This is a genomic window from Archangium gephyra, from assembly GCF_049060025.1.
In the GTDB taxonomy this organism is placed as follows: Bacteria; Myxococcota; Myxococcia; order Myxococcales; family Myxococcaceae; genus Archangium; species Archangium gephyra_A.
Map to the genome: position 1 here is coordinate 2,418,303 of NZ_JBMEQQ010000002.1, position 22,539 is coordinate 2,440,841.

Annotated in this window: 19 protein-coding genes; 16 read left to right on the plus strand and 3 right to left on the minus strand. The window is 69.0% G+C overall.

Going from position 1 to position 22,539, the window contains the following annotated elements; all coding sequences use genetic code 11:
* Positions 1-16 precede the first annotated feature (16 nt).
* The gene (locus tag ACN28I_RS10405; protein WP_420941906.1) at positions 17-1,201 is read right to left on the minus strand and encodes an aminotransferase class I/II-fold pyridoxal phosphate-dependent enzyme; all 1,185 of its coding nucleotides are present in this window, start codon (positions 1,199-1,201) and stop codon (positions 17-19) included.
* Between the two features lie 223 nt (positions 1,202-1,424).
* Here ACN28I_RS10405 and ACN28I_RS10410 point away from each other — a divergent pair, with 223 nt between their 5' ends.
* The 15 genes from ACN28I_RS10410 (at position 1,425) to ACN28I_RS10480 (ending at position 16,540) form a co-directional block, all read left to right on the plus strand.
* A complete protein-coding gene (locus ACN28I_RS10410) occupies positions 1,425-2,081 on the plus strand; it encodes a hypothetical protein (protein ID WP_420941907.1) in 657 nt (218 codons plus the stop codon).
* A 173-nt stretch (positions 2,082-2,254) separates the two neighbouring features.
* Positions 2,255-3,478, plus strand: a complete 1,224-nt coding sequence (locus ACN28I_RS10415; protein WP_420941908.1) for a hypothetical protein — start codon at positions 2,255-2,257, stop codon at positions 3,476-3,478.
* Between the two features lie 246 nt (positions 3,479-3,724).
* On the plus strand, positions 3,725-5,119 hold the full coding sequence (locus ACN28I_RS10420; protein ID WP_420941909.1) for a hypothetical protein: 1,395 nt from the start codon (positions 3,725-3,727) through the stop codon (positions 5,117-5,119).
* Positions 5,116-6,321, plus strand: coding sequence for a hypothetical protein (locus ACN28I_RS10425; protein ID WP_420941910.1), 1,206 nt, complete (start codon positions 5,116-5,118; stop codon positions 6,319-6,321). Before ACN28I_RS10420 ends, ACN28I_RS10425 begins: the two co-directional genes overlap by 4 nt.
* The gene (locus ACN28I_RS10430) at positions 6,321-7,274 is read left to right on the plus strand and encodes a hypothetical protein (protein WP_420941911.1); all 954 of its coding nucleotides are present in this window, start codon (positions 6,321-6,323) and stop codon (positions 7,272-7,274) included. Before ACN28I_RS10425 ends, ACN28I_RS10430 begins: the two co-directional genes overlap by 1 nt.
* On the plus strand, positions 7,271-7,900 hold the full coding sequence (locus ACN28I_RS10435) for a tetratricopeptide repeat protein (protein ID WP_420941912.1): 630 nt from the start codon (positions 7,271-7,273) through the stop codon (positions 7,898-7,900). The genes ACN28I_RS10430 and ACN28I_RS10435 overlap by 4 nt, the downstream gene beginning before the upstream one ends.
* 15 nt (positions 7,901-7,915) lie before the next feature.
* Complete coding sequence (locus ACN28I_RS10440; RefSeq protein ID WP_420941913.1) at positions 7,916-8,659, plus strand: MotA/TolQ/ExbB proton channel family protein; 744 nt, start codon at positions 7,916-7,918, stop codon at positions 8,657-8,659.
* Positions 8,634-9,260, plus strand: a complete 627-nt coding sequence (locus ACN28I_RS10445; protein WP_420941914.1) for an OmpA/MotB family protein — start codon at positions 8,634-8,636, stop codon at positions 9,258-9,260. The genes ACN28I_RS10440 and ACN28I_RS10445 overlap by 26 nt, the downstream gene beginning before the upstream one ends.
* The gene (locus tag ACN28I_RS10450) at positions 9,260-10,288 is read left to right on the plus strand and encodes a hypothetical protein (protein ID WP_420941915.1); all 1,029 of its coding nucleotides are present in this window, start codon (positions 9,260-9,262) and stop codon (positions 10,286-10,288) included. Before ACN28I_RS10445 ends, ACN28I_RS10450 begins: the two co-directional genes overlap by 1 nt.
* 34 nt (positions 10,289-10,322) lie before the next feature.
* A complete protein-coding gene (locus ACN28I_RS10455; protein ID WP_420941916.1) occupies positions 10,323-11,138 on the plus strand; it encodes a hypothetical protein in 816 nt (271 codons plus the stop codon).
* Between the two features lie 13 nt (positions 11,139-11,151).
* Complete coding sequence (locus ACN28I_RS10460; protein ID WP_420941917.1) at positions 11,152-11,517, plus strand: hypothetical protein; 366 nt, start codon at positions 11,152-11,154, stop codon at positions 11,515-11,517.
* A complete protein-coding gene (locus ACN28I_RS10465) occupies positions 11,444-13,156 on the plus strand; it encodes a hypothetical protein (protein WP_420941918.1) in 1,713 nt (570 codons plus the stop codon). The genes ACN28I_RS10460 and ACN28I_RS10465 overlap by 74 nt, the downstream gene beginning before the upstream one ends.
* On the plus strand, positions 13,146-13,976 hold the full coding sequence (locus ACN28I_RS10470; protein WP_420941919.1) for a hypothetical protein: 831 nt from the start codon (positions 13,146-13,148) through the stop codon (positions 13,974-13,976). The genes ACN28I_RS10465 and ACN28I_RS10470 overlap by 11 nt, the downstream gene beginning before the upstream one ends.
* An 822-nt stretch (positions 13,977-14,798) precedes the next feature.
* Positions 14,799-15,887, plus strand: coding sequence for a hypothetical protein (locus tag ACN28I_RS10475; RefSeq protein WP_420941920.1), 1,089 nt, complete (start codon positions 14,799-14,801; stop codon positions 15,885-15,887).
* Positions 15,884-16,540 carry a hypothetical protein gene (locus ACN28I_RS10480; RefSeq protein WP_420941921.1) on the plus strand — a complete coding sequence of 219 codons (657 nt, stop codon included), beginning with the start codon at positions 15,884-15,886 and terminating at the stop codon, positions 16,538-16,540. Before ACN28I_RS10475 ends, ACN28I_RS10480 begins: the two co-directional genes overlap by 4 nt.
* 8 nt (positions 16,541-16,548) lie before the next feature.
* On the opposite strand, the gene ACN28I_RS10485 is transcribed toward ACN28I_RS10480, so the two are convergent.
* Together ACN28I_RS10485 and ACN28I_RS10490 are read right to left on the minus strand one after the other, a co-directional pair.
* Positions 16,549-16,872: a DMT family transporter gene (locus tag ACN28I_RS10485; protein ID WP_420941922.1), complete on the minus strand. Its 324-nt coding sequence runs from the start codon at positions 16,870-16,872 to the stop codon at positions 16,549-16,551.
* Between the two features lie 32 nt (positions 16,873-16,904).
* On the minus strand, positions 16,905-19,046 hold the full coding sequence (locus ACN28I_RS10490) for a PAS domain S-box protein (protein ID WP_420941923.1): 2,142 nt from the start codon (positions 19,044-19,046) through the stop codon (positions 16,905-16,907).
* A gap of 457 nt (positions 19,047-19,503) precedes the next feature.
* On the opposite strand from ACN28I_RS10490, the gene ACN28I_RS10495 reads away from it, so the two are divergent.
* Entirely contained in the window at positions 19,504-22,437 is a 2,934-nt protein-coding gene (locus ACN28I_RS10495; protein ID WP_420941924.1) for an ATP-binding protein, read from the plus strand.
* The last annotated feature ends 102 nt before the right edge of the window (positions 22,438-22,539 follow it).

Genomic DNA, 22,539 nt, shown 5'->3' on the forward strand with positions numbered 1-22,539 from the left:
GTCCGGGACGAGCCCGCTACGCCGCGCGCCTGTCCAGGATGCCCGAGCGGGCGATACGCTCGACGGCCTCGGCCAGCCGCGCCTCGTTCTGCACGAGGGCGATGCGCACATGGCCCTCACCCATGGCTCCGAAGCCACTGCCGGGCACCACGGTGACCCCGGCCTGCTCCAGCAACTCCATGGCGAAGGCGAGGCTGGACTCGAAACCACGGGGCACGGGCGCCCAGCAGAACATGGTGGCCTTCGGCTTGGGGACGGCCCAGCCCAGCCGGTTGAGCCCGTCCACGAGCACGTCCCTGCGGCGCTGGTAGGTGGCGGCCATGTCGGCCACGCACTGCTGCGGCCCGGTGAGGGCGGCGACCGCGGCGGCCTGGATGGGCCGGAAGAGCCCGTAGTCCAGGTGGGCCTTCACCTCCGCCAGCAGGCCGAGGAGCCGCGCGTTGCCCACGGCGTAGGCGATGCGCGCCCCCGCCAGGTTGTACGTCTTGGACAGGGAGTTGAACTCCAGGCCCACCTCCATCGCGCCCGGCGTCTCCAGGAAGCTCGGAGGCCGGTACCCGTCGAAGGACAGCTCGCTGTAGGCCGCGTCGTGCAGGATGACCGTGCCGTAGCGGCGCGCGAAGGCGACCACCTGCTCGAAGAAGCCGGGCCGGACGATCGCGGCCAGCGGGTTGCTCGGGTAGTTGAGGACCAGGAGCCTGGCGCGCCGCTTGATCTCCTCCGGCAGCGCCTCCAGGTCCGGGAGGTAGCCGTGCTCGGCCTTCAGCGGCACCGGATGCAGCTCCGCGCCCGCCAGGACAGGGCCCGCGGTGTAGATGGGGTAGCCGGGGTCCGGCACCAGCACGAGGTCCCCCGGATCCGTGACGGCCTGGGTGATGTGGGCCAGGCCCTCCTGCGAACCGGTGAGCCCCAGCACCTCCGAGTCGGGGCAGAGCGTCACGCCGAACCGCCGCTGGTACCAGCCAGCCACCGCCTCGCGGAAGGCGGGCAGATCCCTCATCGGGTAGCCGTAGTTGCCCGGGTCGCGGATGGCCTGGGCCATGGCCTCGGTGATGTGCGGCGCGGGAGGCAGGTCCGGGCTGCCGATGGACAGGTTGATGACATCGGCTCCGGTGGCGAGCTTGCGCTTGCGCGCCTCATCCATGGTGGTGAAGACGGCGGCGGCGAGCTTCTGGAGACGCTGGGGCTTGCTCATGGACATGGGCGGGCGCCCCTCTATCACGCTGGGGCAGCGGGAGGGGTACCCGGCTCAACACCGGGGCCGCCCACCCCGGCCCCAGGCGGCCGAGCGCGCGCGAAGGGCTTCACCCGCTCATTCACGCCGTTGGGGTGTCCGCTGTACAAGCGCGCAGGAGGCTGCACACCCCAGACAAAGGCGGCCCCTGTGCGCCGGGGTGGCTCGTGGGTTGCAACAGCATGTTGGCATGATGACGTTCCCCCCGCGCCTCTCCCGGATGTCCCTGCTGCTCACCCTGTTGCTGCTGGCCCCGAGCGTGGGCCTCGCCGCGGAGGAAACCCCGCCTCCGGCGGAGGCCTCCACCGAGCAGTCCACGCCCTCCACGGACACCCCGCTGCCGGGCGCCGGCACTCGCCCGAAGCTGCGGCTGATGGACACGCCCGCCCCCGAGACCACGCGCCCCGCCCAGTCCCAGCGCATCCTGGCGGAGGTGGGGGCCGGCGTGCTGACCGGAGCCGGCGGACTCTTCCTGGGCTACATGGGCGTGTTCGCGGTGTACAACACGGGCCTCGGCTCCTCGGGCTACGGGCTGCTCACTCCCGTCCTCCTGGGCATGGGCACCGGGATCGCGCTGGGGACCTGGTGGGGCGGAGAGCTCGCGGGAGGAGACGCGCGGCTGGACGGCACGTTCCTGGGCATGCTCGTTGGAGGCGCCGCGGGCATCCTCCTCACCATCCCCATGGAAAACCCCTTCATGTCTCTCATCACCTGCCCTCCCCTCATGCTGCTCGGCTCCATCATCGGCTACGAGAACACCGAACGTGGGGCCACCCTCAAGCGCGTTCAGCCGCTGTTGAGTGTCTCACCGCGCGGCGCGACGTTCGGTCTGGCCGGCACGTTCTGAGGGACCTTGGGAGGTGCTGGCACGCGGGCCTGTTTGACGCTGCGCGCGAGCCCAGTGGATGCTCTCGCCACGCGGCATACATGCCGATGACGAGGACGGTCATGAAGCGAGCTCTTGCGCTGTGTGCGCTAGCATCGATCGTGTTGTTCGGCTGTGAGCGCCAGGATGGACACGTGTTGCAACTCGTCCCCTCGCCCAACGGGGCTTATCAAGCCGTCGCGATGGATTGCCGCAAGGGAGCGAGCGCTCCGTCCACCTTGCTCAAGGTGATTCGCGCAGATGAAACGGCGGCTTGCGAGACCAGGCCGCTGCAGGAAGTGACGTTGACCTCTGGCGCGCAACCGCGCCTTGCCTGGATGTCGGACAGCGCACTGGCCATCGATGAGCGGGGAGCACCTCCGCGCCCAACCCTGCAAGGCGAGGTGTCGTTCGTGTTCGGGCCGTGGCAGGTGTCGGCTTCGCCGGCTACCCCGCCGGCTACCCCGCCGGTTGTGTCTCCGGCTACCCCGCCGCTGTCCGTCGTGCCGCCCGTCGCGCCGGTCTGCGGTTTCCCGAACCTGGCATTGCCAACCGACTTCTCCGTGCTGGCCGGGGGCGCCTACGCCGGAAAGGCGAGCACGGGGCAGATCGATCAGAGCGGGCATGCTGCCACGATCATGACGGTGAGCGTCGACAACCCCCGGAAGCCCGTCGTGCTGATGCTCGGTGCGTACGAGCCGACCATCTGGTCGATCCGGCGCACGGAGGGCACGGCCATCCTCGCCGTGCTGGCCAGCGGCTATCATCGGCAGATCGTCACGGGCCTGGATGCCACCACGCCGGTTGCAATCCATACGTACGACAACAAGAGCCCATGCGGCTTCTTCTACGTGGACATGAAGCGCCTCGAGACGCTGAACCCCATGGCCCGGCGGTTCTTCGGGCGCGATATCGACATGGTCCATCCGGCGCGAGACGGCGCGATCACCATGGGCGTATCGCAAGGCGCGCCCACCGCATGGGTAGGAGGGGACAAAGCCTCGGTGGAGTCGTACATCGACAAGACGGCGCCGCTGGCGGGCGAAGCGGGCCTCGAGGATGCCGTGCGCAAGGGCTTGCTGCGGCGTGCGGACCTCGGCGACAGGAGGCAGTGGGAAGCGGAGATGGAGCGCGTGGCGAGCAAGCGCGGATTCGCATGGGACGCGGGCAGATTGACGACGCTCCGCGCGAATTCGTCGGGCACGTTGGCCGACGCGTACGTCGTGCTGCGGCCCATGACGCTCCCGGCAGGTCTCTACGGCGCGCATTCGGCGGTGTTCTTCGTACCGAAAGGCACGGAGCGTCCACGCGGCAATCCCGGCCACAGCTCCATCTACGATTTCAACGACATGAGTTGTACCGGCGCGATGTGCCACTAAGAGGCCGCCCCGGGTCTCCCTGGCGGCGGCCTCCACGTCGTGTCACAGGGGTGTGGATTCGCTGTCTTCGCGGGATGTGAGGGGGGGTAGGAAAACCCCCGAGTCCAGGATTCTGATATGGTACCGTCCGATCATGAACGCACATGCGACATCCGTGTCGCGGATCTCGGGTCCTGGATCTGACAGCTCGCCTCGTTCTCCCGCGGAATGGCGTCGGCACAACAGTTGCATGAGGCCGCCGCCCACATGATTGGCCGTGCTGTGAAATCCGGATGGAGGGCGAGTGCCGCGGGCTGGGTGCTGCTGTGGGGCGCGCTGCTCTCCGGCTGCGTCACCACCACCGTGTACCAGCCGCTCAGCTCATTGCAGCGCCCGGCGATCGTCGATCCGCAGCTCGCGAACTTCGAGGGCCTGCGCCTGCTCGTGCACTGCATCCCGGGGGACTACCTCAAGGCGTCCGACGCCGATCTCCTCTGCCGCAAGGTCGGCGCGCTGTTCCGGAACCAGGGCGCGAAGGTCGAAACCAACCTGCGACGCCATGGCAGATCGTCGCGGAGCCGCGAAGAGGGCGCCGAGCCCGACCTGGTCATCGAGCTGTCGTCGCGGCTCCTCCACAAGGAGGAGACCAGCGGCCCGCTGTGGGCCCTCACGGTGATCTCCCTGACGCTCGTGCCGGCCGTCACGGAGTACAGCATCGCGCAGGACGTGAGCATTCGCGACGCGAGCGGGTTCCTGCTCGCCTCCGACAGCCTGAAGGCGCGCTTCATCGAGTACTTCGGCGCCGGAGTCTGGGGCGTGAACTGGGTGCTCGACACCCTCGTGCGCCCGCCGGAGGAGGAGCTGCACGGGCGAGGCGCCGGCGCGGGACTTCTCGCGCGACTTCTACGCCCAGCTCAGCCAGCTCGCCTTCAACGCGCGGGTCCGTTCCGACGTGCTGCGCTCGTTCGAGCCCCCTCCCCGGGCCGAGGGCGACCAGCGCAAGACAGGTGCGGAGCCGTAATGGAAACCCTGCTGGTCTTCCTCCTGGTGCAACTCTCGATGTCCTCGGGGAACCCGTACGACCCCGCGCCCGGCATCTGGCACGACAAGTCAGAGGCGCGGAACCTCGACTGCTCGCGCGTGAGCCACCAGCGGGCGCATGAGCTCCGCCCGGGCGAGCTCCCCGCGCCGCTCGCGCGCCTGGCGAACCAGGAGTCCGAGGCGCTCATCTGCACCCGGCGCATCATGCGCAATGGAGAGCGGCCGGAGCGCGACGAAGTCATCCTCGCCTCGCTGCGCAAGTCGGTGGGAGAGATCGCCGAGGCCGCCAGCGCGTTGGGGCCGGGCGAGCTCAACTGGCACGTCGACGCCTTCTATCCCCAGCCCGAGGTGGCGGCGAAGATCTCGGTGGCGGCGCGCACCGAGCTCGCCGAGCAGGGACGCAGGGTCTCCGACAAGGTTCCGGTCCTCGCCGCTGGCGACATCGCGGTGCTCGGCCGGATGGCGCCGAAGGATGCCTATCCGCTGGCGTGCAAGCGCTACTTCGCTCAGCGCGTGCTCGGCGAGAACGACGCGTTCCTGGGGATCATGCTGATCGACACACGGGAGACGCAGCTCCACGCCGGACTGTGCGTGGCCGGAGAGTGGAGGTGGCTGCGATGAGGCCGGCGCTTCTCGCACTCACGCTCGCGCTGCTCTCCTCTTCGTCGTGGGCGGCGGCGGCCCCGGAGGTCGCCGAGGCGCAGCGGGCGCAGATGGAGAAGCTCCGCGCGGAGGTGGCGGGGCAGATCCAGCTCCAGGCGTACGACCTGCTCGACGAGCTCGTCTACGCCTGGACGCGGCAGCCGGTCTTCGAGCTGGAGACGCCGGTGGTGCTCGCCGACGTCACCGTGCCGGTGGGCTTCGGCAGTGGACTGGCGGCCCTGATCGAGAACCACTTCGCCGAGCTGGTGGTGAAGAACCCGCGCACCCGGCTGACCCTGGCGCACTGCCCGCAGTGCACCGCGGTGATGGTGCACTCGGGCGCGAAGGGGACGATCGTTGCCCGCGGCGTGGACCAGCCGGAAGCGCTGGCCGCCGCGGGAGCGCTCTCCGGTGCGCGCCATGCGATCTTCCTCGACTTCGAGGCGGAAGGCAGCGCGCTGGTGCTGCGCGCCCGCATCACCTCGCTGGAGCCGGCGCTTCCGATCATCCACGCGAGGACCCTCTCGACCTCCACGTCGTCGCCGGCGCTGCTGCGCGCGGGGGACCAGCTCAAGAGCGCGGCCGAGGCGCGGAAGGAGTACCTCGACGCCCTCCAGGGACGCGGCGTGTTCACCGTGCCGATGCGCATCGCGGTGCGGAGCTACGGCCCGCCCTCCGGTGGTGGGAGCCCGATCGCGGCGATGCCCTTCATCTGGCTCCAGGTCGGGACCGAGGTGGCGCTCACCCAGGCGCGGGCCTGGAGCGGCACCTTCTCGGCGGGCGTCACCTGGATGCCCCAGCTCCACACCGGCTTCATGGCGCAGGCGCGCATCTCCCGCCTGCTCACCGGCTCGGTTGCCTCGCTCACCCGGCCGGATCTCTACGTCTTCGTGGGCGGCTCCGTGATCTCCATCCACGGGCAGGGCGCGCGGGTGTTCCAGAACCAGGTGCTGAACCTGGAGGATGTCCTCTCCAACATCCCGGATCTGCTCGTCGAGCCCCACGCCACCTTCGCCGCGTTTCCGATCGGGCTCGAGCTGCGCGTCGGGAACCGCATCGGGGCTTCGGTGTTCCTCGAGTCCGCGCCGGCGCTCGACAATGCGCCCGCGGTCGGTGCCCACCTGGACCTCGGCCTCCTGAGGTTCCACACGGTGGGCGCGGAGGTGACGTTTTGCTTCTGATGCGCCTCGCACTCCTCGCCGCGTTGCTGCCGGCCGTGGCCCTCGCCCAGCGTGACACCTCTCGCGAGGCGCTCGCCCGGATGGAGGAGACCCTCACCCTGCGCCTGGAACAGGGCGGCATCGCGTTGAAGGACGTGGCTCCCGCCATCGTGGTGAGCGCCTCGCCGGCTTTCGAGGAGTCGAGAGCCTGGTACCCGGCCGCTGCGTTGGAGACCCTGGTTCGCGTGTTCGGCTCCGCCGCGCTCCGTTCCTGCGAGGCGTGCATGGCGCCGCGCCTGTACGTGGAGGAGGGCCGGCTCGAGCAGTTCACGACCGCCCTGGGAGCACCGGAGATCATCCGGCTGGACGAGAACGCACGGGGAAAAGCCCCGCCGGCCCGGGCGGCGATCTGGGTCGACGAGACACCGGGGGGCGTTTCGTTGCGGATCATCGATCTGCACAACAGCCGCATCGTGTTCGTGCAGAACTTCGACCCGGGGCTCACCGAGATGGTCCGCACCCGCCGCAACTTCACCCTCACCGAGGAGCTGGAGCGGCGTGCGCGGGGAGACAGCCTCACCCACACGTTCCTCGACGTGACCGTCTACCCCGGCCAGCACGTCTCCCTGGATTGGGTGGAGCAATGGGGCGACACCAACGCGAACCTCGCCGGCTTGTCCCTCTCCGCCTACGATCCGCTGATTGGCGTGGGCGGCGCCTACTACCGCGTCATCCCCAGCGCGTTCAACCTCATGGTCGGCGGCAAGATCCTGATGAGCGTGCCCAACGCCGTCGTCACCGGCATCAGCGGCCAGCCGGCCGATTTCCTCGACCCGCTGCTGACCGCCGTCTTCGTGGCGCGCATACCGATCGCCAGCTCGAACTACGGCGTCACGTTCACCGCGTCCACCAATGGGAGAATCGGCATCGGGATCTCCCTCATGAACATCACCGCGCTGCCGTTCCTGCCATGAACCGACTCCTGCTCATCCTGCTGCCCCTCCTGGCCTCCGCTTGCGCGACGCGGAACTACACCTATTACCTGGTCGAGCCGGCGCCGAAGAAGTCCGAGACGCTCAAGGAAGAAGGGACGCTGGTGCGGCCCTTCGGCTTCGGCTCGACCACCGTGATGAAGGTCCGCTGGAACGACGGCAACCTGATGACCGAGGTGGACGTGCCCATGCTGGCCTCGGGTCAGCGCATCGTCATCGAGCACGGCGCGGGCAACGGTGACGTGAAGGCCATTCCCGCCAGCCGCCTGGTGCCACCGCCGCCCGCCGCGGCGGACAAGGCGCTCATCGAGGCCTACCGGGCGCGCGGCCTGCGCATCGACGACGAGGCGCCCGAGGTGAGCATCACCCGCGCACGCACCTTGATGGAGCAGGCCACCCGCGGGGGCAACTACCACCTGGCTCTGGAGTGGTGTGAGACCGTGTTGGCACGCTACAAGTCGCACCCCGAGTTCCTTCGGGCCAAGGGCTCGCTGCTCCTGATGATGGGCGAGCGCGAGAAGGCCATCGAAATCTACGAGCAGGTCGAAGCCATCGAGAGTGAGCCGGGCGTCCGCAAGAAGCTCGAAGAACTCCAGCGCCAGCAGTAACAGGAGAAGCACCTCGTGCAGATCATCGGTTTCGTGTTGTTGGGCTTCATCATCTGGTACGGGTTCAAGGATCGCAGCGACGCGGTGATCTCCGCGTTCGACGCCCACGCCATGGTGATGGTGCTGGTCGGGTCGTGTTCGGCGGTGCTGGTGAGCTCCAGCCACACCACCGCATGGCGCACCATCCTGTGCCTGCGCGAGCTGGTCCCCGGCCTGGCGCTGTTCGGCCGGACCACCCGGGCGATGGAGGCCGAGCGCGATCAGCTCTCCGCGCTGTGGCGCGACGGCAAGCGCAGCCAGGCCGTCGATCTGGCCGGGAAGAGCCGCTTCCCCGCGGTGAAGCAGATGCTGGAGTTGATCCTGAACCGGGCGAACGAGGCCTCCAGCAACAAGACCTTCACCGAGCTGCGGCACGAGGAGATCAGCCGGTGGCAGCCGGCGATCCACAACTGGGAGATGCTCTCCAAGCTGGGGCCGGCGTTCGGCATGGTCGGCACCATCACCGGCATGATCCAGCTCTTCCGCAACATGCAGCCTGGAGAACCTCAACATCGGCGCGGCGATGTCGCTGGCGCTGCTCGCGACCCTGTACGGCGTGGCGTTCGGCGCCGGCGTCGCCGGGCCGATCGGGCACTTCCTCAACGGGCTCCTCGACGACCGCCTGGGATTCCTCGAACGGTGCGAGAAGAGCGTCAACGAGATCGTCTCTCGCGGCGAACGGTGAAGGTGAGCCATGCAAAGACGGAAAGCGGGGCATGAGGAGAGCTGGCTACTCAGCTATGCCGACCTGATCACCAACCTGCTGCTGTTCTTCGTGGTGCTGCTGACCGCGGCGAACTTCAACAAGCTGAAGATGCAGCAAATAGCCCAGAGCATCTCCGGCCAGCAGAGCCCGGCGAGCCTGGAGGCGATCCGCAAGGAGCTCGAGGAGCAGATCGCCGCCAAGAACCTGCAGGAGCTCGTGACCACCACGGTGACCGAGGCGGGGCTGGAGGTGTCCCTCAACTCCGGGCTCGTGTTCGACTCGGGGAAGGCGAAGATCCGGCCGGAGTTCGACGAGACCGTGGCGTCGATGCTGAAGGAGCTCGCGCCGTACTCGTCCAAGTACAACTTCGCGGTCGAGGGGCACACCGACTCGACACCGATCGTGAGCGGTGGACTGTTCGCGAGCAACTGGGAGCTCTCCAGCGCACGCGCCATCGTGGTGCGGCAGCGGCTGGAGGAGGTCGGGATCGACCGCGCGCGCATCCGCGTCGAGGGCTACGCCGAGACGAAGCCGCTCCCCGAGAAACTGTTGAAGGGCCTGAGCGATGGCGAGCGCCTGGCCCGGCACCGCCGTGTCGTCGTGAGGATCTACTGATGAGAAGCTTCGCCGTGCTCGTCGCCTGTCTCGCGTTGGGTTCTGTGGCGGCAGCCCAGACCCAACCCCCGGTCGGCGCCAGCCTCCCCGCCGCGCCGACGCCGGTGCCGCAGAGCCATGTCCCCGCGCCCGTCCTCCTGGAGCTGCGCACGCTCGAGAGCCAGTTCGATCTCGCGCTGGCACAGGACTGCGCCCCCGAGCGCTGCTTCTCCAAGGGCTGTGTCTACCGCGACCACGTCACCGTCGACATGCCGCGCACCAGCTCGCTGCCCGGGCTCGGCCAGACCGAAGGTCCCGGCAGCGTGCCGCCGCAGGAGTACCTGACGCAGGCACAGTGCGAGTTCACCCACGAGAAGTCGGTCCCCACCCAGGACGTCCAGGCCCTGGTCCGGCGCCTCGAGCAGCGGCTGTCGAAGGGTTGGCTCAAGGTGAAGGTCGGCCGGCAGATCCTCGAGCCGATCTCCGCGCGGCTGCGCGAGTCTCCGCCTCCGCCCGAGCCCCCGAAGCCGGTGGAGCCCCCGGCCCCGGTGGTCGAGCAGAAGCCGGTGGAGCCCCCTGCGCCGGTGACGTGGGAGGCCGACGTCGCGCTGCGGGAGCTCTGGGTCAGCCTGCTTCCGCACTTCTCGTGGATGATCGCGGTGTTCCTGGTGACGATGGCGGCGCTGACCATCATCTGGGCCCTGCGCCGCCTCGGGCGCGAGACGCTCGAGGAGAAGGTGCTGGCGGCGCAGCTCGCGGCGGGTTCGCTCGACAAGGCGGCGGAGGCCGAGACGCCCCCGACCACCGGGGAGCCGTCTCCAAACGTGGCGGACCCGGCGCTTTCCGAAGGGACGGCGGAGACCGCGTTCGTCACGGCCCAGCAGAAGCTGTGGAACGACCGGCTCGCCCAGGCCGAGCTGGCCAAGGACGAGAGCGTGGTGGTGGAGCTGCTGCGCGATTGGCTGAAGGCCGGCGAGCTTCGAGCTGCTGGCCAAGGCCATCTTCGTCTTCGGCGATCGGCTGTCCCTCGCCTTCACCTCGGACGGTGAGCTCGCCGTCCGCAAGGTGGAGTTCGCCGAGTACTTGAAGACGGTGGACGAGAAGGCGCTGCTCTCGGACGCGGAGTTCTTCCGCGTGCTGAACCAGCACTCCATCTCCTCCACGCTGATGGCCCAGGCGGATGCCGAGGTGTACCGCAGCCTCCGCGAGGAGTTCGGCTCCAACGGTGTGGCGAACCTGATCGAAAGCCTGCCGCCCCATCATGGGGCGCTGCTGTTCGGCCACGTGCCCACCGACTGCCAGCAGGACGTGGCGCGGATCATGTCGCCCGAGCTGCGGGTGAGCATCGCCAACGAGCTGCTCGCGTCCAACCGCATCTCGAAGGAGGAGACGGTCCACCTGTTCGAGGTGCTCGACGCCGCGCGCGCGGGCAAGCCGCTTCCCCCGGCGCCTCCGGCCCAGGGCATCCTGGATCGGGGCCGCCAGTTCGACGCCGCCGGCGCGCTCTCGGTGCTGTTGCCGCTGATCGAGTCCTCCGAGCGCGGTGCGCTGTTCGCGCGGGCGCAGGGGCGCTCCGGCGGGACGCTGCCGCTCTGGTACCAGGACATCCTCTACGGCGACATGCTGCTCAAGCTGCCCGAGGAGCTCCAGAGGGACCTGCTGCTCGACGTCGACGTCCGGGGGCTCGCCGGCTGGTCTTCGGTGCAGCAGCCCGCGTGGCAGGAGAGCTTCATCGCGCGGCTCGCGCCGGCGATGCAGAACGCCATCCGCGCCAACATGTCGTTCGTCTCGCGCGAGGAGCAGCGCACGGCCGCGCGGCGCGGCCAGAACGAGCTGATCTCGGCCGTGAAGAAGCAGGTCGCGCGAGGGAAGGTCTCCTTCGCGGAGATCATCGCCTAGGGGGGTGGACGGGATGGACCGCGCGCGCCTGCTGCTCATCGGGGTCACAGCCATCGCGGTCGCCTCCTGCCAGAAGGTGCCGATCGTCGACATCCACGCGGGCTTCTCGCTCGCGGACGTGGCCTGGTTCGACGAGGAGGACACGCTCTTCGTCTTCTACCAGGCCAACGCCGAGCAGGGACTGGGGCCCGAGAGCCAGATCGAGTTCACGTACCGGACCGATCACTTCGAGCTGCCCTGGACGCCGCTGTCGAGAGCTCAGCACGGTTCACACCCACGTTCCGGTCGACTGCGGCCCCAAGAGCGTGTGCGGCAGCACCAGCCTGGCGGTGGGCGAGCCGCCGCGCGACGTGAAGTTGCGGCTGCGCTACCACCGTGACAGCGAGATGACGCTGAACGCGCCCGTGGCCCTCAACCTCATCGGCGGGGGCCCGGCACACACGAACCGGAGCCTGCTGGTGTACGGCGTGTTCGACGAGACCAACACGCACGTGCAATGGCGCGCCCGGCACCAGTTCCCGACGCTGCGAAACCACGACGTGCAGAAGTACGGGCTGCGGCGCCACTTCTCCATCGCCGACCGGCGGCACGGCGCCATCGCCGCGGATTTCGGCGAGAACCCGTACGGCTACGGTTCGGCTTCGGCCTGTCCGGGAGCGCTGCCGCCGCTGGACTTCGGACCGGTGGCGACCACCGATCGGGCCGTGTTCGACGTGGGCACGCTTCCGCTGTCGGCGTCCGAGTCCCCGGCCGTCTGTGCGCGCTCGACCGTCACCGATGCCCAGGGGGGCACCTTCGATGCGGTGGCGCTGGCGCGGAAGAACCCGCGCGTCCGCCCGGCCTTCCCGGTCCTGCGCAGCCCGATCACCGAGAACACCCCGGTCAAGTTCATGTTGAGCCCGTGCCGGCGGACGATCTCCCCGCCGCATTACGCGATGCAGGAGCAGCGCCTCTTCCTCGAGGACGCTCCGGAGATCTGCATCGACGGCTGGACGGCTCCCGGGTTCGCCGACGAGCTCGCCGCCCAGTTCCGCACGCGGATCGATCAGGTGCGGATGCAGGGGCGGGACATGGTCCTCGTGCTGGGTTTCCACCACGACGACACGACGGGCCGGCTGGGCACCGTGCTCGAGGAGGCGCTCCAGAAAGTCCTGCCCTTCGAGCGGGACAAGAGCTCGCCGCGGGTCACCGGGGCCTTTGTCTTCGACAGCGTGGTGCACGCCGTCGGGCGCCCGGAGCTTCGGCGGCTGGTGTTGTGGTGCCCCCCCAACTTCTCGGTCGACGACCTCGACGAGGTCCCAGCAGGAGCGTCGAGCCGTTGCCCCGCGGTGCCGGAGATCCCCGACATCCAGCTCGGGCCGTTCCGCTTCAATCAGATCCCGATCCTGACGTCCCGTGCGCAGTACCTCAGGTTCATCGGGAAGTACTCGGAGACCCAGGCCGGGAGGATGAGGTCGATGTCGTTCCGGGCTCCCGAGCACACGCCCCTCTCCGACAACATACCGGCCGGGGAATTCGGGACCGCGACCTTCTACAACAACGAGCTCCTCACGGCGGAGCCGGGCGATGCGTTCTCCTATTGCCCGCAGGCGGACACGAGGAAGATTGTGTTCCGCACCCCGCTCACGCCGGCGCCGGCAGGGCTCGAGCTGCTTGCCGAGCTGCACCAGGCGGCCCCGCAGCCCGCGTATGCGCTGGGGCTGCTCTGGGACTTCCCATTCCTGTTGAAGGCACAATACGAGAGCTATCTCGCCGGAGCCGCGACGGCCTACTCGTTCACCGTGCCGTTCGGAATCGTCAGCTCCAACGAGGAGACCTGGGCAGGCGAGCTGTGGACGACGGGCGAGTTCCCCGTGGGCGACATCCTGGCGCAATGCACGCGCTTCTGCGATCACCCCACGTTCGATGCGAGCGTCATCTACAACGTCCAGACGCTGTTCCGGGACGCCTACCGCACGCAGTGCTACCGCCCGGTGTTTCCGCGGCCGGATGACGGAGGCTTCCCGCATGATCCGTAGCCTCCTCGTCCTCTTCGTCCTCCTGTCGTTGCCGCGCGCCGTGCTGGCCGCGGAAGCGCAGGCCCCGGAAACGCAGGCCCCGGCCCCCTCCCCTGCCGGCCCCGAGAAGGCAGACGACACGCTGGAGGGCTTCCGCACGCCGCTCGACGCGCTCAACGAGCGGATGATCGGCACAGCCTCGAAGTCGGTGCGTTTCGACTGGCGGAAGTCCACCCTCGGGTTCGGGCTGATCGGCAGCGAGCTCCTCGAGCGGAACAACTTCGGCAGCACCCGCTTTGGAATCATGGCGCGCAGGCCGTTCGGGGGCTTCATGGGGGAAGTGGCCATCACGCGCGCGTTCACGTGGGGAACCGACAGCACCGAGAAGCTGGCGCTCACGCCGTACCGCCAACACGGCCGCCCCAACCGCGTCGAGCTCGACATCAACCTCGGATACCCGTTGGCGGAGGGCGTGGTGACCGCGCTGCCTGGCTTCTTCCCCGCCACCGAGCTGGTGTTCTCGGCCCATGCCGGCTTCCGCTACCTCTTCTACCCGGGGGCGATGGGCGGCATGAAGTTCCAGGATGTCGCCACCTCGCTCCTCGCGCCGCGCCTCACCGGCCACGAGCTGGGGCAGCTCGAGTCCTCGCGGCCGGGCGGCATGCAGATAGACACGGCTCGGTATGGCCTCCTCGCGGGGCTCTCCGTGGACGTGTACTTCGGGTCCGGAGGCTTCCTTTCGCCGAGGGCGATGATGGCCGTGCCGCTGTTGGGCGGCATCACCGGAACAGGCCTGGGGCTCTGGTGGGAGCTCTCGCTCGGTCTGGGCTGGACACTCTGATGCGCTGGGCCGTCGTCATCGTCGCTGGCCTGTTGTCGGGTGCCGCGGCCGCGGAGGCGACGGTGCCCAAGCAGACCGTGGTCTTCTACAACGCGCGCCTCGCGCTCCGGGATGGCCGTCCGGAGGACGTGCTCAAGCTGTGGCTGCTTCGCAACAGCCTTCTCCAGCAGGGCGAGCGCCCGCGAGAGGATCCTGAATTCCGCTCCGTGGTGTGGGCAGCGCTCGGAAGGCTCGGGCTGTGCCAGGACGGGTTCGAGGATGACGAGCGGGAGGGCGCGGGCCTTTGGCCGCTGGGGCTGTACAACACGATCGTCCACGGGCTCAGCAGCGGCCAGCCGCCCTCGAGGCCCGCGCCGTGGGACGTCTTCGAGGTCGGGCGCCAGCAGCGGTTCATCTCGCTGCAGGACGTGCTCTCGGTGGAGGAGCTGCGTTCCGTGACCTTCTTCCGGACCGGCTGCCTGCTGCCGGCCGCCACGGCGCTGCAATACGGACGGACCCCGTTCCTCGTCCTCGAGGATCGACTGAGCGCGAGCTGGCTCCTGCGCACGCTGCTGATGAGGTCGCGCGCCACCCTGGTGCGGGAGAAGGTCCGGAACCTGTCGGTGGTGGAGGCGCGCATCTTCGATCTCGGCCTGGTGCTCGCGGACCTGGAGGCGCGCGAGGCGCGTCGCAACGCCCGGAGTCTCGCGCAGCAGGCCCGGGGGGCCGGCGTCTCCGTGGCCGGCGCGGCGGAGCTTCCGAAGCAAGCTGGAGACCTTCCCCGAGAACTCGCCGCAGGCGGCGTTCCTTCGACGAAGCCTGACCTGGGCGCCGCAGGAGTGGATGGCGCTGAACCGGGAGCGGCGGCTGTTCCTGTTCGCCCGGGCGCAACCGCTGTCGAAGGATCCGGTCGCGCTCCAGAAACTCATGTTCGGGATCATCGACGAGCTGATCCTCCGCAAGGACGGGAAGGAGCTCGAGGCCTGGATCGGTTTCGTGGGAGCGAGCGACTCGACGGAGTTGCGCGGCGCGCTGACCTCGGGCGAACGGGGCAAGCGCCTCCTCGAGCTCGATGAGAGCACCGGGTTCCGCGAGCGTTCAGTCGTCGCGCTGCACCGGGGCGTGGGCTTCCTGGAGGCGGGAGAGTTGCAGGAGTCCCTGCGCTCCTTCGCGTACACCATGCAGCAGGCCGAGACCTCGCGCGAGGCGGCCGTCACCCTGGGGCTCGCACGGCGGTGGTTGTCGTACGTGCTCTCCCGCTACGAGACCAACGACGAGGTCGTCGCCACGCTGAAGGCGCTGGTTCCGCGGCAGGAGTACAACCAGGTCATCGAGGATCTGGTCTGGCGCGCGGCACTGCGCGCCGACGATCGCTCCTTCGAGCGCATCACCCGGACGGCCCGGCGCGGTGGCTCCTTCGACTCGACGGTCGAGCGGCTCCGGCCGCTGTCGCAGGGCAAGCCGGGAGAGCTGGCGACACGGCTGCGCGACGCGCTCGCCCAGGAGCCCTCGTCGGTGCTGAGGTTCGTGCGACAGCTCATCGAGAACATCGAAGCGGAAGATGCGGACGTCCGCCGGGCCAACGTCCCGACGCTCAAGGGCGTGCTCGAGGTGCTCCGGCCCCTGAGCGGCGAATCCAGAACGTCGAAGTCGCAGAGCCGGACGGCCGAGGAGCTCATGGATCGGACCCAGTCGATCCTCGACGGCCTGAGCCACCTCGACGACTCGGTGAGCGGGAACGCGCGGGCACTGTCACTCACGCGCTCGACCTTCGCCGGGAGCATCCGCCTCGCCCCGGCCGATCCGCTGCCATGGCCCTTCAAGCCGCCCGTGCCCGAGGCGCCGTCCGTATTCACGCCCATCGTGCTCGAGCCGGTGGAGTGGAGGGACGCGAAGGGCGCACTCGTGTTCGGGTGGAGGCTCACCGAATGACTCCCCGTGAGCTCCGGCGCGAGATGCGCCAGTGCAAGAAGGAGTTGCGCCGCTCGGTAGCGCTCATGAGGCGGGCGGCACACGAGCGGATGGAGCAGGTCCCCTCCGTCCGGCGAGAGAAGAGGCGGAGACGCCTTCGTCGGGCGGTGACGATCGCCACGCTGCTGCTCCTGGCGATGTTGATGCGCTGTGCGTGCGAGCCGCCGCCGCCCGTACCGCCTGCGCCGCCACCGGAGCCGGTGGTGGAGCCCGTGCCGGAGGTGAAGCCGAAGAAGCCCGCGCCGCCCGCGAGCAAGCCGACAGCCTCCAGTGATCGGATGGGACGCCAGCGGCGGGGGAGCTACCAGAACGAGGCGCAGACCTCGCCGGGCTGGTTGGACGACTTCCGCCTTCAGGTCGCGGCGCGCAGCCCGCGCCTGGCCCGGTGCTTCAGTGGGACCGAGCGGCCCGGGGCCCTGCGCTGGACGGCCGCGGTGAACGCCGCGAGCGGCTCCGTTTCCGACCATGCGCTCGAGCCCGTGGGAATGGGCGGCGAGCTGAGCGGGAAGCAACGCGACTGCGTCCTGGGCGTCCTCTCCAGCCCGGGCTACCGGCTGAAGCCCGAGCAGAAGCAGGACCTGCCTGGCCGGGTCAGCATCGTCATCGAGTTCTGAGGGGCCTGCTAGGCGCCGCGAAGCAACGCCACCCCGGCCAGGATGAGCAGGACGGCCAGGACGCGGGTGGACGAGAAGCTCTCGTGAAAGAACGCGATGCTGAAAACGAGCGTCAGGGCCGCTTCCAGTCCGAGCACCGCGATGTACAGGACGCCCATCTCGCCCCGGCGCATGGCGATCGCCAGGACGACGGACCCCACCCCGAACAAGGCGAGGAACGTCAGCGTCGGGAGCAGCCGGGAGGCGCCCTCCGAGAGCTTCATGAAAATCCCCCCGCCCGCGAAGCAGACGGCCGAGATGAACAGCAGCACCAGCTCTTTCCAGGACACCATGCCGTCCACTCTGGGCTGCTTCCGTGCCGGTGTCAGCCCCTGGCGAGCGGGAGGGACGACTCCTCGTCACCCGGCTCGCGGCCACTCACGGGCAGGAGCAGGGAGAAGGTGGTGCCCCGGCCGGGCTCGCTCCGCACCCCCATCTCACCGCCCATCTTCTGGATGATGGACTGGCTGATGGACAGCCCGAGCCCGGTCCCCGCGCCAGCGGGTTTGGTGGTGAAGAAGGGCTCGAAGATGCGGGGCAGCACCTCGGGAGGAATCCCGTGGCCGGTGTCCGAGATGTCGATGCGCACCCGCTCCCCTTCCACCGCGGTGAGCACGCGGAGGACGTGACGCTCCGGGCCTCCGGACCGCATGGCCTGGGCCGCGTTGATGATCAGGTTGAGGAAGACCTGGCTGAGCCGGCCCTCGCTGGCCGACACGGGCGGTAACGCATCCGCGTAGTGCCGCTCCACCCGGGCCGTGTGCTTCAGCTCGTTGTGGGCCATGCGCAACACGACATCCAGGCACGAATGGATGTCCACGGGCGTCAGTTCCTCGCCCGCGGTATGCGAGAAGAACCGCATGTCGCGCACGATGTCCCGGATGCGCTGGCCCCCGGTCAGACTCTCGGAGATGACGTCCTTCACCTCGGCGAGCGTCTCTCCCAGTCTCGGCGGTAGGCCCGGCACGGCCGCCAGCTCCCGCTCCAGCTCGTCCCGCCACTCCTGGAGATAGGTGAGGTTGGAGAGCACATAGGAGGTGGGGTTGTTGATCTCATGGGCGATGCCCGCCGCCAGCGCCCCCATCGCGACGAGCCGGTCATTCTGGAGGCTCTGCTGCTCGAGCCGCCGCTTCTCGGTGAGGTCATCGCCGACGAGCAGCAGGCGCCGCGCCGTTCCCGATACCTGGAGCGAGGCGGCGATGCCGAGGGCCACGCGCTCCCCGTTCGCCGAGCGCAGCCCCTGGTCCTCCAGCCGCACCGTGCCGCGCACGCGGAGCGCTTTCAGCGCCTGGCGCAGGGGCTCGCGCTCATCCTCGGGGGCGAGCGCCTCGAAGGAGGTGCCGAGCAACTGCTCGCGGGAGAGGCCCAGCAGCCGCTCCGCCACCGGGTTGACCTCCAGCACACTCCCGGCCGCATCGAGCACGAAGACGGCCTCCCTCGAGTGCTCCATGAGGTGGAGCGTGCGCTCGTGGGCCTCGTGGACCTGCGCCTCCAGGTGGGCGGCGTGCCGCTCGATGAGCACCTTGGCCTCCTGCACCATGGCCTCCTGACGCCGGCGTTCGCTGATGTCGGCGTAGATGCCGACCAGCCCCTTCACCGTCCCATCCGTGCCCTTCAGCGGCACCTTGCTCGTCAGGACCCAGGACGTCTCCCCATCGTGCCGATCGATGGGCTCCTCGTAGGCGAGCTTGGGAACGCCGGACTCCATCACCTCGCGATCATCCCGGCGGTAGGCATCGGCACGCACGCTCGTGACGTGCAGATCGAAGTCCGTCCTGCCGATGACCTCCAGCGGCGATGGCATGCCCATGTCGCGGGCGAACTGCGGGTTGCAGCCCTGGTAGACGCTGTGGCGGTCCTTCCAGAACACCGAGTGGGGAATGTGGGTGAGCACGCTGGTGAGCAGCTCCTGTTGATCCAGGAGCTGGCGCTCGATGCGCTGGCGCTCGCGCATCTCCGCCTGCAGGAACGCGTTGAGGGCGCGCATGCGCTCCTGGGCCTGCTCCAACTCGGTGTTGCGCGCCTTGAGCTGCCGCACCTGGGTGCGCACGCGCAGCATCAGCTCGAGCTGGCGCTTGAGCCCGAGCAGGCAGCGGCGCTGGGACTCACTCAACCCGCGGGGACGCCGGTCGATGACACAGAGCGTGCCGATGGAAAAGCCATCCTCCGTCTGGATGGGAACGCCCGCGTAGAAGCGGATGAACGGGTCACCCTGGACGAGCGGGTTGGTGGAGAAGCGCTCGTCGGCGATGGCGTCCTCCACGAGGAAGACCCCTTCCCGCTCGATGGCGTGGGTGCAGAAGGAGATGACCCGCTCCGTCTCGCTCACCCCATGCAGCCCCACGTTGGCCTTGAACCATTGCCGGTCGCGATCCACCAGGCTGATGAGCGCGATGGGCGTGCCGCATGACTCCGCGGCGAGCCGGACGATGTCGTCGTAATGCGGCTCGGGGGGCGTATCGAGCATGCCCGAACGTTCGAGCGCCTGCAGGCGTCGCGCTTCGTCTCTCTTCAACGCGGGAGATGAGGTGTGCATAGGGCCTGGAGTGAACTTTCGTGGCGCAGGAGTAGTCCCTGGCATGAACACTCCGCCACATTTCCAAGACCCGAGTTCGAGCCATGTAGGTGCCAGCACCCAAAGCGCGCAGCGAACCTGAACAAGCCGCAACCGCATTACAACTGGGATTGACCACTACCTTTCACTTCACGGGAACTCCAGGCTCCCGATGGCTCTCCGCGATGAGCAAGGCGGCCACCGCCACGGAGTGCCTGCGCTCCTGACTGTGGGGGAGCGGGACTTGAACTCCACTACCCGTTCCGGAGTCCTGGAATACCGGTGAAGTGCCGGGTGCGGAAGGACGGAGACCCGGGTGCTCGGACCTGGGAAATGGCATGCTCCGCCACGTCTCCTCCCACCCCTCCCCATGCAACAATTCTCCGGCGCTCACACGCCCAGCCGCATCCAGATTCCCCAGCGCCTCTACGGACGGGACACGCACGTCGCCACGTTGCTGCAGGGCTTCGAGCGGGTCGCCCAGGGGAGCCGCCCGGAGCTCATCCTGGTCCGCGGCTATTCAGGCATTGGCAAGTCCTCGGTGGTGTACGCGCTGCAAGAGCCGGTGATGCGGCGGCACGGGTTCTTCCTGAGCGGGAAGGCGGATCAGTTCCAGCGGGACATCCCCTACGCCACGCTGGCGCAAGCCCTTGGCGGCCTGACGCAACAACTCCTGGCGGGCCCGGACGCGCAGCTCGCCCGGTGGCGCGAGCGGCTGCGCGAGGCCTGGGGCGAGCAGGGCCAGGTCCTCGTGGACGTGGTGCCCCAGTTGGAGCGCGTGGTGGGCCGGCAGCCGGCCGTCCCGGAGTTGCCGCCCGGTGAGTCCCAACACCGCTTCCACCGCCTGTTCCAGAAGTTCCTCGGCGTGTTCGCCACGCCCGAGCACCCGCTCGCCGTCTTCCTGGATGACCTGCAGTGGGCCGATCTGGCCAGCCTCCGCCTCATCCAACACCTGCTCACCCACCCGGACACGCCGCCCTTGCTGGTGATCGGGGCCTACCGCGACAACGAGGTGAGCCCCTCCCATGCCCTGGCGCTCGCGCTGACGGAGCTGCACAAGGCGGGAGTGCGGATGACGGATGTCCGGCTCGAGCCGCTGAGCCGCGAGCACAGCCAGGAGCTCGTCACGGATTCACTCCCGGGGGCGAGCGGGAACATGGTGGGGCCCCTGTCGGCCCTGGCCCACGAGAAGACCGGCGGCAACCCGTTCTTCCTCACGCAGTTCATGCTGACGCTGCACCATGACGGCCTGCTGACATGGACTCCCGAGGGCGGGTGGCGATGGGATGCGGCGGGTGTGCGGGCGAAGGACTACTCCGACAATGTCGCCGACTTCATGGTGAGCCGGCTGCGCCAGCTCCCCGTCCGGACCCAGCACCTGCTGCAACTGGCCGCGTGCGTGGGCAATGCCTTCCCGCGCCAGCTTCTGGTCATCCTCTCCGGCACGGAGCCGGGCGAGGTGGAGGCGGGTCTCGAGGAGGCGCTCGAGGAGGGCCTGCTGGTGCACGACGGCCCGGAGCGGTGCCGGTTCCTGCATGATCGCATCCAGCAGGCGGCTCATGAGCTCATCCCCGAGCAGGAGCGCAAGGCCGTCCACCTGCGCATCGGCCGCCTGATGTTGGCGAGCCTGTCCCCGGAGGAGATCCGCGAGAAGATCTTCGATGTGGTGGGACAGTTGAACGCGGGGGTGGAGCTGATCAGTGACGCGGGGGAGCGCCACCGCGTCGCCCGGTTGAACGCCGAGGCGGGCTGGAAGGCGCGCGCCTCGACCGCGTTCCGCTCGGCCGCGAACTTCTTCAGGTCGGCCTTCACGCTCATTCCCGGCGAGCCCTGGGAGACGGATCCGCACCTGGCGTTCAAGCTCCAACTGGACCGGGCGCACAGTGAGTTCATGAGCGGCAACGCCGCCGAGGCCCGCCGGCTGGTGGAGGAGCTCCGGCCCCGGGCCCGCTCCCGCGCGGACCTGGCGGCCGTCTACCGGCTGGAGAGCGAGCTGCTCCTCGCCGCCAATGAAATCCAGGGGGCCAAGGCTTGTCTGCTGGAGGCGCTGGACCGGCTGGGCATGCCGCTGCCACCCACTCCCTCCCGGGCGGAGGTGGTGGCCGCCAACGAGGAGGTGTGGGCCCTGTTGGGAGAGCGCCCCATCGAGCAGCTCATCGAGCTGCCCCTCATGACCGACCCGGACATGAAGGCGGTGATGGATGTGCTCGCCGCGCTGTTCACGCCGGCCATCTTCACCGACGAGAACCTGCTCATCCTCCACCTGTGCCGGATGGCCTCCCTGAGCCTCCAGCACGGCAATACCGAGGCCTCCGTCCACGGGTACGGCTGGTACGGCATGGTGCAGGGAGCCATCTTCAAGCGGTACCGGGAAGGCCATGCCTTCGGTGTGCTCGCTCGCGAGCTGGTCGAGCGCCACGGCTTCTCCGCCGCGCGAGGGCGGGCGCTCTACGCCCTGGAGCTGACCAGCTATTGGACGCGGCACCTCTCCCTCGCGCTGGAGATCGTCCTCGACGCCTTCCACCAGGCACTGCAGGGCGGGGACTTCCAGGTCGCCTGCTACTGCAGCAACCACATCGTCACGAACCGCCTCGTCCTGGGACACCCGCTGGAGGAGGTGTACCAGGAGTCCGTCGCGCGCCTCGACTTCGCGCGCCAGTCCGGCTTCCAGGCCGTGCAGGACGTCATCCTCCATTCGCAGAGCTACGTGCAGCAGCTCCGCGGGCTGTCGCGCTCGTTCGACTCGATGAGCCGCGAGGGCTTCGACGAGGAGGCCTTCGAGGCCGGCCTGACCATCCACCACATGAGCACCATGCGGTGCTGGTACTGGCTGCTCAAGATGCAGTCGCGCTTCATGTGTGGCGACTACGCGCGGGCCCTGGAGGCGGGAGACCAGGCCGCCGAGCTGCACCTGGGCGTCGCTCGGCCATATCCAACTGCTGAACTTCCACCTGTACCGGGCCCTGTCCCTGGCGGCCTGCTACCCGGCGGCGGCGCCCCAGGAGCAACGGCAGTACCTCGACGCCATGTGGCAGCACCAGCAGCAGCTCGCGGAGTGGGCGGACCACTGTCCCGAGAACTTCCGCGCCCCCGAGCGGATGGTCTCCGCCGAGCCTCTGCCGCCTCACCGGCGGCATGGAGGAGGCGCTCCGGGCCTACGAGGAGGCCATCCACTCCGCTCGGGCGCACGGCTTCATCCAGAATGTCGGCCTCGCCAACGAGCTGGCCGCGCGGTTCTGGCGCGAGCGTCAGGTCCCTACCCTCTCCGACACCTATGCCCGGCAGGCCCGCGAGGCCTATTTGAAGTGGGGGGCCCTGGGGAAGGTCCGGCAACTGGAGGCCCTGTGGCCCCAGCTCGTTCCCCTTCAGCCCGCCCTCTCCGAGACGGGTGCGGCCTCGCAGCTCG